This window comes from Micromonospora sp. WMMD710 (assembly GCF_029626045.1).
In the GTDB taxonomy this organism is placed as follows: Bacteria; Actinomycetota; Actinomycetes; order Mycobacteriales; family Micromonosporaceae; genus Micromonospora.
The window spans coordinates 5,782,821-5,796,447 of record NZ_JARUBD010000001.1; the positions used below are offsets into that span (position 1 = coordinate 5,782,821).

General features: G+C 70.1%; 12 protein-coding genes. 7 read left to right on the forward strand and 5 right to left on the reverse strand.

Translation table 11 applies throughout. The annotated features are described in order from the left end of the window. Positions 1-32: 32 nt before the first annotated feature. From O7620_RS26845 to O7620_RS26865, 5 genes are all read left to right on the forward strand, one after another. Positions 33-1,706 carry an ABC transporter substrate-binding protein gene (locus O7620_RS26845; protein WP_278125878.1) on the forward strand — a complete coding sequence of 558 codons (1,674 nt, stop codon included), beginning with the start codon at positions 33-35 and terminating at the stop codon, positions 1,704-1,706. Between the two features lie 97 nt (positions 1,707-1,803). Beyond that, on the forward strand, positions 1,804-2,811 hold the full coding sequence (locus O7620_RS26850; protein ID WP_151491056.1) for an ABC transporter permease: 1,008 nt from the start codon (positions 1,804-1,806) through the stop codon (positions 2,809-2,811). Between the two features lie 65 nt (positions 2,812-2,876). Then, entirely contained in the window at positions 2,877-3,836 is a 960-nt protein-coding gene (locus O7620_RS26855) for an ABC transporter permease (protein WP_225854614.1), read from the forward strand. Between the two features lie 55 nt (positions 3,837-3,891). Beyond that, on the forward strand, positions 3,892-4,878 hold the full coding sequence (locus tag O7620_RS26860; protein WP_278125880.1) for an ABC transporter ATP-binding protein: 987 nt from the start codon (positions 3,892-3,894) through the stop codon (positions 4,876-4,878). Beyond that, the gene (locus O7620_RS26865) at positions 4,875-5,975 is read left to right on the forward strand and encodes an oligopeptide/dipeptide ABC transporter ATP-binding protein (RefSeq protein WP_151491054.1); all 1,101 of its coding nucleotides are present in this window, start codon (positions 4,875-4,877) and stop codon (positions 5,973-5,975) included. Before O7620_RS26860 ends, O7620_RS26865 begins: the two co-directional genes overlap by 4 nt. Before the next feature lie 54 nt (positions 5,976-6,029). Here the strand turns inward: O7620_RS26865 and O7620_RS26870 are convergent, their stop codons facing one another. Both O7620_RS26870 and O7620_RS26875 read right to left on the reverse strand, forming a co-directional pair. Next, entirely contained in the window at positions 6,030-6,410 is a 381-nt protein-coding gene (locus tag O7620_RS26870; RefSeq protein ID WP_151491053.1) for a hypothetical protein, read from the reverse strand. Further along, positions 6,410-7,051, reverse strand: coding sequence for an HNH endonuclease family protein (locus O7620_RS26875; RefSeq protein WP_151491052.1), 642 nt, complete (start codon positions 7,049-7,051; stop codon positions 6,410-6,412). The genes O7620_RS26870 and O7620_RS26875 overlap by 1 nt, the downstream gene beginning before the upstream one ends. 107 nt (positions 7,052-7,158) lie before the next feature. Here O7620_RS26875 and O7620_RS26880 point away from each other — a divergent pair, with 107 nt between their 5' ends. Next, the gene (locus O7620_RS26880) at positions 7,159-8,652 is read left to right on the forward strand and encodes an MFS transporter (RefSeq protein WP_278125882.1); all 1,494 of its coding nucleotides are present in this window, start codon (positions 7,159-7,161) and stop codon (positions 8,650-8,652) included. 30 nt (positions 8,653-8,682) lie between these two features. Here the strand turns inward: O7620_RS26880 and leuA are convergent, their stop codons facing one another. Both leuA and O7620_RS26890 read right to left on the reverse strand, forming a co-directional pair. Beyond that, positions 8,683-10,434 (reverse strand): 2-isopropylmalate synthase, encoded by a 1,752-nt coding sequence (gene leuA, locus O7620_RS26885; protein WP_278125884.1) that lies wholly within the window; start codon positions 10,432-10,434, stop codon positions 8,683-8,685. A 199-nt stretch (positions 10,435-10,633) separates the two neighbouring features. Next, positions 10,634-11,941, reverse strand: coding sequence for an MFS transporter (locus tag O7620_RS26890; protein WP_278125886.1), 1,308 nt, complete (start codon positions 11,939-11,941; stop codon positions 10,634-10,636). A gap of 77 nt (positions 11,942-12,018) precedes the next feature. Between O7620_RS26890 and O7620_RS26895 the strand changes: the two genes are divergently transcribed. Then, positions 12,019-13,005 (forward strand): ArsR family transcriptional regulator, encoded by a 987-nt coding sequence (locus tag O7620_RS26895; RefSeq protein ID WP_278125887.1) that lies wholly within the window; start codon positions 12,019-12,021, stop codon positions 13,003-13,005. Positions 13,006-13,018: 13 nt separating this feature from the next. On the opposite strand, the gene O7620_RS26900 is transcribed toward O7620_RS26895, so the two are convergent. Beyond that, entirely contained in the window at positions 13,019-13,558 is a 540-nt protein-coding gene (locus tag O7620_RS26900; RefSeq protein WP_278125888.1) for a nitroreductase family protein, read from the reverse strand. Positions 13,559-13,627 lie beyond the last annotated feature (69 nt).

The following is a 13,627-nucleotide window of genomic DNA, read 5'->3' on the forward strand; positions in this document are numbered from 1 at the left end:
CGGCGTGGTCATGCGCATGACAGAGGTGAGAGATGCAGGCGAGAAGGCTCAAATCGGCTGTGGCCATCGCGGCCGTTGCCGCTCTGGCGGTCGGCGCGGCCGGCTGCGCGGAAAGTGAGCGCGACGGCGGCAGTGGCGAGGCCAAGACTGGCGGCACCTTCATCTTCGCGGGTGCCGGTGACCCGAAGAACTTCGATCCGATCTTCAACGATGACGGTGAGTCGTTCCGGCCGGTCCGGCAGATGTTCGACACCCTGGTGAGCCACAAGCCGGGCACCGCCGAGCTGGAGGGCGGCCTGGCCGAGAGCTGGGAGCACGACCCCGAGGGCAAGGTCTGGACGTTCAAGCTCCGTCAGGGCGTGAAGTTCCACGACGGCACCCCCTTCAACGCCGCCGCGGTCTGCTACAACTTCGACCGCTGGTACAACATGAAGGGCGCCGCCGCCCAGTCCCAGATGATCTACTACATGGACACCTTCGGCGGGTTCGCGAAGAACGAGGCCGAGGGTGCCGGCGAGTCGATCTACGACAAGTGCGAGGCCAAGGACGACGGAACCGCCGTCCTCTCGCTCAAGAAGTACAAGGGTGCCTTCCCGGGCGCCTTCGCGCTGACCTCGCTCTCGATCGCGAGCCCCGAGGCGCTCAAGAAGTACGACGCCGACACCGTCACGCAGAACGGTGACTCGTTCTCGTACAGCGCGTTCGCCAACGAGCACCCGGTCGGCACCGGCCCGTTCACCTTCGGTGGCTGGGACAAGGCCAAGAACGAGATCACCCTCAACCGGAACCCGGACTACTTTGGTGACAAGGCCAAGGTGGACAAGGTGATCATCAAGGTCATCAAGGACGAGAGCACCCGCAAGCAGGAGCTCCGTGCCGGCACCGTGCAGGGCATCGACTTCCCGGCGCCGGCCGACCGCAAGGCGCTCGAGGGTGAGGGCTTCCAGGTCATCAACCGCCCGGCCTTCAACATCCTCTACCTGGGCCTCAACCAGAAGAACCCGAAGCTGAAGGACCTGCGGGTGCGGCAGGCGATCGCCTACGCGCTCAACCGTCAGCAGCTGGTGCAGACCAAGGGCCCGGGTGGCGCGAAGGTCGCCGACGAGTTCATGCCGGACACCGTGCTTGGCTACGCCCCGGACGTGCAGAAGTACGAGTACAACCCGGACAAGGCCAAGCAGCTCCTCAAGGAGGCCGGCGCCGAGGGTCTGACGCTCAACTTCTACTACCCGCCGGACGTCTCCCGGCCGTACATGCCGAACCCGCAGGAGATCTTCACCGTCCTCGCCAACGACCTCCAGGCCGTGGGCATCAAGGTCAACGGTGTGCCTCGTCCGTGGAACGGTGGCTTCAAGGACGACGTGCAGCAGTTCGGCAAGCAGGACCTGCACATCCTCGGCTGGACCGGTGACTACAACGACCCGGGCAACTTCGTCGGCACGTTCTTCGGCCGGGGCAAGGTCGAGTTCGGCGACCAGTCGATGAACGAGATGTTCGACGCCATCGCCAAGGCCGACGGCACCGTCGACGACGCCGCCAAGAAGGCCGCCTGGGAGCAGGTCAACCGGGACATCGCCGCCAAGTGGCTGCCGGCCGTGCCGGTCTGGCACGCGCCGCCGGCGATCGTCGTCACCAAGGACGTCGAGGGCCTGAAGGCCAGCCCGCTGACTGACGAGCGGTTCAACACCGTCAGCGTCAAGAAGTGACGTCAATCGGCTGACGCCGTAGGCGGAATCGGCCCGGGTTGGGGGTTTCTCCCCTGCCCGGGCCGATTCCGCGACCATCGAGAGTCTGGTGTGAGAGATGTTGCGAGTCATAGTCCGCCGCCTGCTGCAGTTGGTGGTGACCCTCATAGCCCTGTCGGCGCTGATCTTTATCTGGCTGCGGAATCTGCCCGGCGGTCCCGTCGAGGCGCTCCTCGGCGAGCGGGCCACGCCGGAGCGCCGCGCCCTGCTGACCAAGGCGCTCGGCTACGACCAGCCGATCCTGGTGCAGTACGGCAAGTTCATGCAGCGAGTCCTCACCGGCGACTTCGGCAACTCGATCCGGACCGGTGACCCGGTCACCGAGGTCATCAGCCGTGCCTTTCCGGCCACCATCGAGCTGGCCATCGCCGCGATGATCATCGCCGTCGGGCTCGGGGTGCCGTTGGGGTATCTCGCCGCGCGCTGGCGAGGGCGTTGGCCGGACAACCTCACCATCGCAGGCACCCTGCTCGGCATCTCGATTCCGATCTTCTTCCTGGGCTACCTGCTCAAGGACGTCTTCACGCAGAACATCCACTGGTTCCCGCCGTCCGGACGGCTCACCACCGGACTGGACAACACGAACGTCACCGGGTTCTTCGTCCTCGATGGCCTGCTGACCCGGGAGTTCGACGCCAGCGCCGACGCGTTGTGGCACCTGATCCTGCCGGCGATCACGCTGGCCACGATCCCGCTGGCCGTGATCGTGCGGATCACCCGGGCCAGCGTGCTCGACGTGCTCAACGAGGACTACGTGCGGACCGCCGAGGCCAAGGGCCTGCGGCATCGCACCATCCGGGGCCGGCACATCCTGCGCAACGCGCTGCTGCCGGTCGTCACCACCATCGGTCTGCAGACCGGCGCGCTCCTCTCCGGCGCGGTGCTCACCGAGAAGGTCTACAACTGGGGCGGCCTCGGCACGCTGATCACGGACTCGATCAGCGGCGGCCGGGACTACCCGGTGCTCCAGGCGATCATCCTGCTCGCCGCGCTGGTCTTCGTGGTGGTCAACCTGCTGGTCGACCTCTCCTACGCCTTCATCGACCCGAGGGTGCGTGTGCGATGAGTGATCCGATCATCCAGGCCGGAGCGCCGGCACCCCGTAGTGGGGACGACAAACCACGCCCCGGCATGAGCGAGCGCAGCATCGGCGTGCTCGGCGACCGCAAGAAGGCACGGCTGGACGAACTGGCCCGGGCGAGTGCGTCCGACCGGGGCGGGGTCAGCCTAGTCCGGGACGCCGTGCGTCGGTTGCGGCGCAACCCGGTCGCCATCGTCGGGGCCAGCATCGTCGGCCTGTTCATCCTGGTGGCGATCTTCGCCCCGCTGATCGCGCCACACGACCCGGTACAGCGCTTCGACGAGCTGACGAAGAACCTCACCGTGGACTCGATCCCGGGTGCCAGCGGCGACTTCCCGTTCGGTTCCGACCCGCTCGGTCGGGACTTCCTGTCTCGCATGATCTACGGCGCCCGGCAGACGCTCTTCGTCGGCGTGCTCGCCACCCTCATCGGCCTGGTGCTCGGTGTGCTGATCGGCGCGATAGCCGGTGCCTTCGGCGGCTGGATCGACGTGGTTCTGATGCGACTCACCGACGTGATGCTGGCCCTGCCGAGCCTGCTGCTCGCGATCACGCTCGTCGCGATGGCGAGCCGGTCGAGTCAGTGGACGGTGATCTTCGCGGTGGCGATCGTGAGCGTGCCGATCTTCGCCCGACTGCTGCGCGGCTCCATGCTGGCCCAGCGGGAGAGCGACCACGTGCTCGCCGCCCGCGCGCTCGGCGTCAAGGAGCGCAACATCGTGCTGCGGCACATGCTGCCCAATTCGCTGACCGCGGTGATCGTGCAGGCCACCCTGACCTTCGCGGTGTCCATCCTGGACGCCGCGGCGCTCTCCTTCCTGGGCCTCGGCGACCCGGACATCAACCGGGCCGAGTGGGGTCTGATGCTGGGCGTGGACGGTCAGCGGTACTTCGAGGTCCGACCGGAACTGGCGTACTACCCGGCGCTCGCGATCATCGTGGTCGCGCTCGGCTTCACCCTGCTCGGTGAGGCGATGCGTGAGGCCATCGACCCGAAGAACCGGCGGTGATCGCGGTGCGCGCAACCAGCACGGCCGGCCTCTGCCGGCGAGAGGAAGTGACCCGATGAGCCTGCTCGACGTCCGTGACCTGAGCGTGGTGTTCCAGCGGCGAGGCGAGCGGCCCTTCACCGCCGTCGACAAGGTCAGCTTCACCGTGGAGCCGGGGCAGACCGTCGGCCTGGTCGGCGAGTCCGGCTGCGGCAAGAGCGTGACCAGCCTGGCCATCATGGGCCTGCTGCCCAAGCGGGGCAACAAGGTCACCGGGGAGGTGCTCTTCGAGGGCACCGACCTGCTGAAGCTGCGACCGGACGACATGCGTGACCGGCGGGGCCGGGAGATCAGCATGATCTTCCAGGACCCGCTGTCGTCGTTGAACCCGGTCGTCCCGATCGGTGTGCAGGTGGCCGAGGTGCTGGAACGCCACCAGGGCCGGGACCGCAAGCAGGCGTTGCGGGAGTCGCGGGACCTGCTCGACGCGGTCGGCATCCCCGACCCGCAGCGGCGACTCAGCGAATACCCGCACCAGATCTCCGGCGGCATGCGCCAGCGCGCGCTGATCGCCATCGCGCTGGCCTGCAAGCCGCGGCTGCTGATCGCCGACGAGCCGACGACCGCGCTCGACGTGACCATCCAGGCGCAGATCCTCACCCTGCTCAAGCAGTTGGTCGACGAGACCGGCACCGCGCTCGTCATGATCACGCACGATCTGGGCGTGGTGGCCGGGCTCTGCGACACCGTCAACGTGCTCTATGGCGGCAAGGTGGTCGAGCGGGCGCGACGGCACGAGCTGTTCGCGCACGCCCGGCACCCGTACACCCACGGGCTGCTCAACTCGGTGCCCCGGCTGGACTCGCCGCGCGGCGAGCGGCTGCACGCGATCCGCGGGTCGGTCTCCGACAACATCCCGTGGGCCGAGGGGTGCGCGTTCGCGCCGCGCTGCGACAACGTCGTGGACGCGTGCCTGGAAGGGCCCCCGCCGCTCGAACCCACTGCCACCGGTGGCGACCTTCGCTGCAACAACCCCGTCTCCGAGGAGGTGGCGGCCCGATGACCGACCAGACCGGTCCCCTGATCGAGCTGCGTGACGTCAAGGTCCACTTTCCGATCAAGAGTGGCCTGCTCTTCGACCGGACCGTCGGCTATGTCTACGCCGTGGACGGCGTGTCGCTGAGCATCCGCAAGGGTGAGACGTACGGCCTGGTGGGCGAGTCGGGCTGCGGCAAGTCGACGCTGGGTCGTGGCCTGCTGCGGCTCGTCGAACCCACCGACGGCGAGATCATCTTCGACGGCACCGACGTCCGCGCTCTCAAGGGCGAGGCGATGCGGCACGCCCGCCGCCGCATGCAGATGATCTTCCAGGACCCGCTGTCCAGCCTCGACCCCCGGCAGTCGGTGGAGTCGCTGCTGGTGGAGGGGCTCAAGGCGCACGGGTTGGCCGGCGACAAGGCCGAGACGAACCGTCGGCTGCGCGAGACGCTGGAGGCGGTCGGCCTTCCCGCGTCGGCTCTCAGCAAGTACCCGCACGAGTTCTCCGGCGGCCAGCGCCAGCGCATCGGCATCGCCCGGGCGCTGGTCCTCAACCCGGACCTGATCGTCGCCGACGAGCCGGTCTCCGCGCTGGACGTGTCGATCCAGGCCCAGGTGCTCAACCTGCTGGAGGACCTGCAGAACGAGCGCGGCCTGACCTACCTGATCATCGCGCACGACCTGGCGGTGGTGCGGCACATCGCCGACACGGTGGGCGTGATGTATCTGGGTGGGCTGGTGGAGGAGGCGTCCAGCGACGACCTCTACCGCGAGCCGATGCACCCGTACACGCGCGCGCTCATGTCCGCGGTGCCGGTGCCGGACCCGGTGGTGGAGGACCGCCGGGAGCGGATCCTGCTCGCCGGTGACCTGCCGTCGCCGACCAACCCGCCGTCGGGCTGCCGGTTCCACACCCGGTGCCCGTGGGCGCAGCCGACCCGGTGCGCCGACGAGCGGCCGGAACTGCGCGACGTGGTCGGCGGGCACCGGGTGGCCTGCCACTTCGCCGAGGACATCGCCGCCGGCCGGATCCGGCCGCACGAGGTCGAGGTGGAGCTGGTCCGCCCGGTGGAGGGCACCGGCCCACTCGACCCGCCGGGCGAGCTGATCCCGACCCCGTGACACCTGAGGGGCCGTCCGTCACCGGGCGGCCCCTCAGGTCGTACGGCGGGCGGCTCAGCCCTCGGGGCGGTGCAGCAGTGCCACGGCCACGCCGTGCACCGCGTCCAGCCCTGCCGGGTCGGCCAGCGCGACCGTCCCGCCGGTCACCGCGTACCACTCATCCGCGTCCTTGTACTGCACCCGCAGGGTGACCTTGCCGTCCGCGTACTCGGTGCGCAGCGTCAACTCGCCGGTGACGACGCCGACCTCGTCGGTCATCACCCCACCCGGACCGGGCACGATGTCGGCGCTGCGGCTCTGCGGGGCACTGGCGCCGGTCGAGTCGGCGACCATGCCGGCCCCCGGCACCGCGGCCGGCGTGTCGCCGGTGCCGTCGGCGGTCATCCCGGCTGTGGACGGCGCGTTGTCCGCGTCTGTCGCCGCTTCCTCGCTCATCAACAGCCCTCCAGCATGTCGGTCAGGGCGGCCTTCTCGGCAGTGGTCACCGTCAGCCGCCAGTGGTGCTTGACCGTCACCCAGCTCTTGGCGTATTGACACCAGTACGACCGGTTTGCCGGCTTCCACTGGGACGGGTCCTGGTCACCCTTTGCCCGGTTGGAGGACGCGGAAACCGCGATGAGCTGCGGACGTGTCGTGTCGTTGGCGAAGTCGCCGCGCTTCGCGTCGTCCCACTCGTCGGCGCCCGAACGCCACGCGTTGGCCAACGGCACCATGTGGTCGATGTCCACGTCGGAGGGATCGGTCGCGCTGCGGCCGTCGTACACGCTCTCCCAGCGACCCCCGACCACGTTGCAGCCGGAGAGCTTCACGTCCTTGCCGTCGCGTTGCAGGATGCTGTCCCGCACGTCGCAGTTCTTGCCGGTGTCCCGCCAGTGCGGGAAGCGTTCCCGGCTGTAGCCCTTCATCGAGCCGGCGCTGGCGACGGTCAGCTGGCCCAACTGCTCGACGGCGTTGCCGCCGCCACCCGGTGGCGGCGTCGACTCGGGCTCCTCGGGCGGGACGCAACCGGCCACGCCGAGCGCCAGCGCCGCGACGAGCGCGGCCACCGACGCACGCTGTCCTGATCTGGTACGCACAGACGACACCTCTCCAGCTTGCGGGCTCCCGGCGATTGCGCACAGTACCCGGGCATGGTTTCGGCGTTTCGTGGCGTCTCCCACATCCTGCAAGGCAGATTGGTGGGATGACCGCACCCGTACCGGCACCCGCGCTGCGGATGGGCACCGCCGCAGGCCGAGGAACGCTGCTCGCCGCGGTGCTCGCCTCCGGCATGGTCTTCCTGGACAGCACGGTCGTCAACGTGGCACTGCCGAAACTCGGCCAGGACCTCGGGGCGAACGTGGCCGATCTCCAGTGGACCGTCAACGGGTACCTGCTGATGCTGGCCGCGTTCGTCCTGCTCGGCGGATCCCTCGGGGACCGCTTCGGCCGGCGGCGGATCTTCCTGATCGGGGTGCTCTGGTTCACCGTCGCCTCGGTGCTGTGCGGCCTGTCCCAGGACACCGGCATGCTGATCGCGGCCCGGATCCTCCAGGGCGCGGGCGGCGCGCTGCTCACCCCCGGCTCGCTGTCGGTGCTCCAGGCCAGCTTCCACCCGGACGACCGGGGCCGGGCGATCGGCGCGTGGGCGGGGCTGTCCGGGGTGTCCACGGCGTTGGGGCCGTTCATCGGCGGCTGGCTGATCGACGCGCTGTCCTGGCGGTGGATCTTCTTCCTCAACCTGCCGATCGCCGTACTGGTCCTGCTGGCCGCGCTGCGCTGGGTGCCGGAGAGCCGCGACGAGAACGTCTCCCGTACGCACGGGCCGGGCCGCACCCGGCGTCGGTTCGACGTGGCCGGGGCACTGCTCGGGGCGCTCGCGCTCGCCGGCGTCACGTACGCGCTGATCGACGCGCCCGTCCGCGGGTTCGCGTCGGCGCCGGTGTTGGTCGCGGCGCTCGTCGGCGTGCTGGCGGCGGTGGCCTTCGTGCTGGTGGAACGGCGGCGCGGTGACACGGCGATGCTGCCCACCGGGCTGTTCGGCAGCCGCCTCTTCTCGGTGCTGAACATCTTCACCGTGGTGGTCTACGCGGCGCTCAGCGGGTTCACCTTCTTCTTCGCCGTCTACCTGCAGAACGTCGTCCAGTGGTCGGCCCTGCGTACCGGCATCGCGCTGCTGCCGATGACCCTGCTGCTGTTGGTCGGATCGGCGCGGGCCGGCGCGCTGGCGGCGCGGATCGGCCCCCGGCTGCCGCTGACCGTCGGGCCGATCATCGCCGCCGCCGGTCTGCTGCTGCTGCGCGGCGTGCGGCCCGGTGCGTCGTACTGGACCGACGTGCTGCCCGGGGTGTTGCTGTTCGGCGTCGGGCTGACCCTGGTGGTGGCACCGCTGACCGCGTCGGTGCTGGCCGCCGTCCAGGACCGGTTCTCCGGAGTGGCCAGCGGCTTCAACAACGCCGCGTCCCGGGCCGGCGGTCTGCTCGCGGTGGCCGCACTGCCGCTGCTCGTCGGCCTCTCCGGCGGCGGATACGAGCAGAAGACGGAGCTGGCGAACGCCTACCGCGGCTCGTTGGCCTGGTGCGCGGGGCTGCTGCTGGCCGGCGCGGTGCTGGCCCTCGTGCTGGTCCACCGGCCACCCCGCGCGGCCCCACCGTCGCAGCCCTGCCACTCGATGCCCGCCGCCACACCCCCGAGGTAGGAAACCCACCTCGGGGGTGTGGCGAGCGCGTCAGCTGCGAGCGCGGTTGACGGCGCTGGTGACCGCCTTGATCGAGGCGGTGACGATGTTGGCGTCGGTGCCGACACCCCAGACCGTCCGACCGTCCACCTCGCACTCCACGTACGCGGCGGCCTGCGCGTCCCCGCCGGAGGACAGCGCGTGCTCGTGGTAGTCGAGCACCCGTACGCCCACCCCGACCGACTGGAGCGCGTTGACGTACGCGTCGATCGGGCCGTTGCCGACCGCGGTGAGCGACCGCTGCTCGGTGCCCACACCGACCTCGGCCTCGATCTCGACCTTGCCGTCGGTGGTGCGGATCGTGTAGCCGGCCAGCCGGACCGCCGGGTCGCGCTGGTGGTCGAGCAGATAGTGGGTCGCGAAGATCTCCCACATGGCGGCCGGGTCGACCTCGCCGCCGTTGTGGTCGGTGACCTGCTGCACCACACCGGAGAACTCGATCTGGAGCCGGCGCGGCAGGTCCAGTTGGTGCTCGCTCTTCATGATGTACGCGATGCCGCCCTTGCCGGACTGCGAGTTGACCCGGATGACGGCCTCGTAGGTGCGGCCCAGGTCCTTCGGGTCGATCGGCAGGTACGGCACCGCCCAGGTGTGCTCGTCGACCGGTACGCCGGCGGCCTTCGCGTCGGCGGCGAGGGCGTCGAAGCCCTTGTTGATGGCGTCCTGGTGTGAGCCGGAGAAGGCCGTGTAGACCAGGTCGCCCGCGTACGGGTGGCGCTCGTGCACCGGCAGCTGGTTGCAGTACTCGACGGCCCGGCGGACCTCGTCGATGTTCGAGAAGTCGATCATCGGGTCGATGCCCTGGGAGAAGATGTTGAGCCCCAGCGTCACCAGGTCGACGTTGCCGGTGCGCTCACCGTTGCCGAACAGGCAGCCCTCGATGCGGTCCGCGCCGGCGAGCAGGCCCAGCTCGGCGGCGGCCACCCCGGTGCCCCGGTCGTTGTGCGGGTGCAGGCTCAGCACCACGCTGTCGCGGCGCGGCAGGTGCCGGTGCATCCACTCGATCGAGTCGGCGTACACGTTCGGCGTGGCCATCTCGACCGTGGCCGGCAGGTTGATGATCAGCGGCCGGTCGGGCGTCGGGTCGATCACGTCGATCACCCGGGAGCAGACCTCCAGCGCGTACTCCAGCTCGGTGCCCGTGTAGGACTCCGGCGAGTACTCGTAGTAGATGTCGGTGTCCGGGGTGTGGATCTCGGCGTACTTCTGGCAGAGCCGGGCGCCGGTGGTGGCGATGTCGGCGATGCCGTCCTTGTCCAGGCCGAAGACCACCCGTCGCTGGAGGGTGGAGGTCGAGTTGTAGAAGTGCACGATCGCCCGCTTCGCCCCGCGCAGCGACTCGAACGTCCGGTCGATCAGGTGCTCCCGGCACTGGGTGAGCACCTGGATGGTGACGTCGTCCGGGATCATGTCCTCTTCGATGAGCTGCCGGACGAAGTCGAAGTCGGTCTGGCTGGCCGACGGGAAGCCGACCTCGATCTCCTTGTAGCCCATCTGCACCAGCAGCTGGAACATCCGCCGCTTGCGCTCGGGCGACATCGGGTCGATCAGCGCCTGGTTGCCGTCGCGGAGATCCACGGCGCACCAGCGTGGCGCGGCGTCGACGTGCCGGGTGGGCCAGGTGCGGTCCGGCAGGTCGACCCGGAACTGCTCCCGGTAGGGCTGGTAGCGGTGGTACGGCATCCGGCTCGGGCGCTGCCGGGCGATCGGATCGGTGTCAGCGTCGGTGACAGGTTGAGCCATCTCAGATTGCTCCCTGGAACAGGTGGCGTCAGCAGATCGGAAGGTGTCGGCGAGTTGCCGGGCGACGGTGCGCGGCGGTGCCGAGAGGAAACTCAGATGTGCTGGACGGCGCGATGCAACTCCGCGACGAGGTGCCGGCCGGTCAGGCCTCGTCGCGGCGGCTAAGGAGACGAAGCGCCTGCCACATGACCAGGTCACCCTACGTGATGGAACGGAGGGTGGAAAGGTAGGTCCGGACTATGGGACCGGCGTCATGGTCTGCTCCGGGGCCGAGGCACCCAGCCTCGGAGTCCGTTCGGTCCAGGACACGGCGGGCACGATCGCCGCTCCGACCAGCACGAAGATCGCTGCCGTCGGTAACCAACCCCACCCGCCGGTGGTCACCGAGCGCGGTCAGCCCGGCCGGAGCGATCAGGTACTGCACCTGCCTGCCGAACTCGAACGCCCCCACGTACGCGCCGCGCTGGGCGGCCGGCGGCAGGGTGGCGATGAGCCCCCAGGTGCCCGCCGAGTCGATCAGCTCGGCGAGGATCAGCAGTGTCGCGGCGGCCACCAGCACCGCGACGGTGAGCATGCCCCGGGTGAGCCCGGAGATCGGCAGGACCAGGCAGAACAGGGCGATCAGCAGGCCACCACGACGGGAGGCCCGGGCCGCGCCCGCGGCGGTGTCGGCGCCCCGGCTGACGCGTACCTGGAGCAGCACGATCAGGATCGTGTTGAGCAGCACCAGAGCGGCGATCACCGTCTTCGGGGCGTCGGTGTGGGTGAGGATCCAGAGCGGCATCACCGTCAGGTAGAGCACCCCGTGCGCGGTGAGCAACCCGGAGAGCAGGGACACCACCATGAACGGGCGGTCGCGCAGCACGGCGAGCCGGCTCATCGGCTCCTCCGGCCGGGCGACCTGCGGCAGCCGGGGCAGTCGCCGTACGAACAGGGCCGTCACCAGGATCATCGCCGCGATGAACCACACCATCGCGCGGTACGCCTCGATCGTGTCCACGGCCAGCACCAGGCCGCTGATCACCGCGCCGAGCCCGAAGCCGACGTTCAACGACGACCGCTGGTACGCCATCGCCGTGACCCGTTCGGCCGGTGGGAGCGCGTTGATCGAGTAGACCTGCCGCGCCACGCCCGTCGACGCGTACACCGCCGCCAGCGCCACCACCACGGCCAGGAAGCCCGCGAAGCCGCCAACGAACGGGTACGACGCGAAGAGCGCCGCGTCCAGCACGAGCCCGACGACCCAGACCCGCTGTGCCCCGTACCGGTCGGTCAGCGCGGCCAGCGGCACCGTGCCCAGCAGCGACACTCCCGCCGAGATGGACAGGCCCAGCCCGACCTGAGCGGCGCTGAGCCCCAACGCCCGGGTGAAGAAGACGGCGCTGCCGGCGTGGAACAGGCCACTGCCGACGGCGTAGACCATGGCCTGCACGGCCAACGCGCGGGTCAGGCCGGCCGGCGGTACGACGTTTGCCACAGCGGTACGGATGGTGTCTCTGGTCCCCATGGGCGTGAGTGAAGCGTGCCCCCACGGCCTCGGTCGACTCTTTTAGGCTGGACGGAATCCTGCTCCCGGGGGTGTGTGTGTCCGAGTTGCGCTTCAGCCTGGCCGACGTGGCGGGCGTGCGGCTCGCCGTGTCGCCGGTCAATGAGACGGTCATGAGCATGTGGGCGCTGGCCAGCCCGGTCTACCACGCGGTGCACCTGCCCTGGATCGACCGAGCCCGGGTGACGTTGCGCCGCCCCGAGGTGGCTGCCCGGGTCCGACCGCTGGTGGAGCTGGCCCGGCCACGTTGCTGGCTGCCCGACTTCCTCACCCCGGCGGCCCGACCGAACGTGGAGATCGCCGAGCAGCTCGACCAGATCGCGGCGACGCCGCCGGACGTGGTGGTCCAGGATCTGCTGGCGACCACCCCGCGCCGGCCGCTGAGTCCGTTCGGACAGGCGTTGCTCGCCGACCCCCGTGGGCTGCTGCCGCAGCTCGTCGACGCGGTGCGGCTCTGGTACGACGAGGCGATCGCCCCGGACTGGCCCCGGATGCGGGCGCTTCTCGACGCCGACGTGGCGTACCGCGCCGCCCAGCTCGCCGAGAACGGCGCCGGCCGGTTCTTCGAGCAGCTCCACCCGAGCCTGCGCTGGCACGGTGACCGGGTGATCAGCGACGACCCGTTCGGGCGGGACTTCGACCTCCGAGGTCGTGGGCTGGCGCTGAACCCGACGGTGTTCACCGAACGGCGGGTGCTGTGGAACCTGCTGGAGGATTCGTTGCCGGCCGGCGCGTACCCGGTCCGGGCCGTCGGAACGCTCTGGGAGGGAACGGCGCCGCCACCCGGAGACCCCCTGGCGCGGGTGGTCGGCCCCGGCCGGGCCGCCCTGCTGCACCTGCTCGACGCGGCGACGACCACCACCGACCTGGCCCGACTCACCGGGATGTCCGCCGGAGGGGTGTCCCAGCACCTCGGCGCGCTGCACGCCGCCGGCCTGGTCTCCCGGTCCCGCCAGGGTCGGCACGTCCTCTATCGCAACACCGAGGCCGCCGCGGTCCTTCTGCGCGCCAGCCGCGGCGGTTAGCTTTGCCGACCGATCAGCCGAGCAGCAGGTCGGCCAGGGGGCGGCGGCGACGCAGGCCGGTCTCCTCGGCAACCAGGTCGGCCGGGAGGCTGAGCGGGTCGCCCAGTTGCCCGACGGCCACCACCGCGTACGGCCGCACGTCGGCGGGAAGGTGCAGGTCGGCGGCGAGTCCGGCGCGGTCCACGGTGAGGACCTGGCGGACGTGCAGCCCGAGCGCGGTGGCCTGCACGGTGAGGTGGGCGACCGCCTGGCCCAGGTCGTAGACGACCCCGTCGGCCGGTGCCGCGTCGGTGTCGACGTGCGCGGCGAGCAGCAGCGCGGCAGCCCGGTGCGCCCAGCGCTGCTCACGCTCGGGCAGGTTGACCAGGATCCGCTTCCAGGTCTCGTCGTCGCGGTGGCCGAGGGTGAAACGCCAGGGTTGCCGGTTGCCCAGCGACGGTGCCCAGCGGGCCGCCTCCAGCAGCGAGGCCGCATCGGCCGCGCTCAGCTCGGCGGAGGGGTGGAACGCTAGTGGGCTCCAGCGGTAGGCGAGCAGCGGGGTCAGGTGGGCCATACGAGAATCGTCCTGTATGGGCGATTTTCCCTTCGGGTGGGGGTCGGCAGAATGTGGTCAAGAGCACCC

Excerpts from the sequence above, each read along its gene's own strand:
- O7620_RS26880 (WP_278125882.1), top strand. The coding sequence starts at position 7,159 with ATGACCGCACCCGTACCGGCACCCGCGCTGCGGATGGGCACCGCCGCA.
- O7620_RS26900 (WP_278125888.1), bottom strand. The coding sequence starts at position 13,558 with ATGGCCCACCTGACCCCGCTGCTCGCCTACCGCTGGAGCCCACTAGCG.
- O7620_RS26870 (WP_151491053.1), bottom strand. The coding sequence starts at position 6,410 with ATGAGCGAGGAAGCGGCGACAGACGCGGACAACGCGCCGTCCACAGCC.
- O7620_RS26865 (WP_151491054.1), top strand. The coding sequence starts at position 4,875 with ATGACCGACCAGACCGGTCCCCTGATCGAGCTGCGTGACGTCAAGGTC.
- O7620_RS26855 (WP_225854614.1), top strand. The coding sequence starts at position 2,877 with ATGAGCGAGCGCAGCATCGGCGTGCTCGGCGACCGCAAGAAGGCACGG.
- leuA (WP_278125884.1), bottom strand. The coding sequence starts at position 10,434 with ATGGCTCAACCTGTCACCGACGCTGACACCGATCCGATCGCCCGGCAG.
- O7620_RS26850 (WP_151491056.1), top strand. The coding sequence starts at position 1,804 with ATGTTGCGAGTCATAGTCCGCCGCCTGCTGCAGTTGGTGGTGACCCTC.
- O7620_RS26890 (WP_278125886.1), bottom strand. The coding sequence starts at position 11,941 with ATGGGGACCAGAGACACCATCCGTACCGCTGTGGCAAACGTCGTACCG.
- O7620_RS26845 (WP_278125878.1), top strand. The coding sequence starts at position 33 with ATGCAGGCGAGAAGGCTCAAATCGGCTGTGGCCATCGCGGCCGTTGCC.
- O7620_RS26860 (WP_278125880.1), top strand. The coding sequence starts at position 3,892 with ATGAGCCTGCTCGACGTCCGTGACCTGAGCGTGGTGTTCCAGCGGCGA.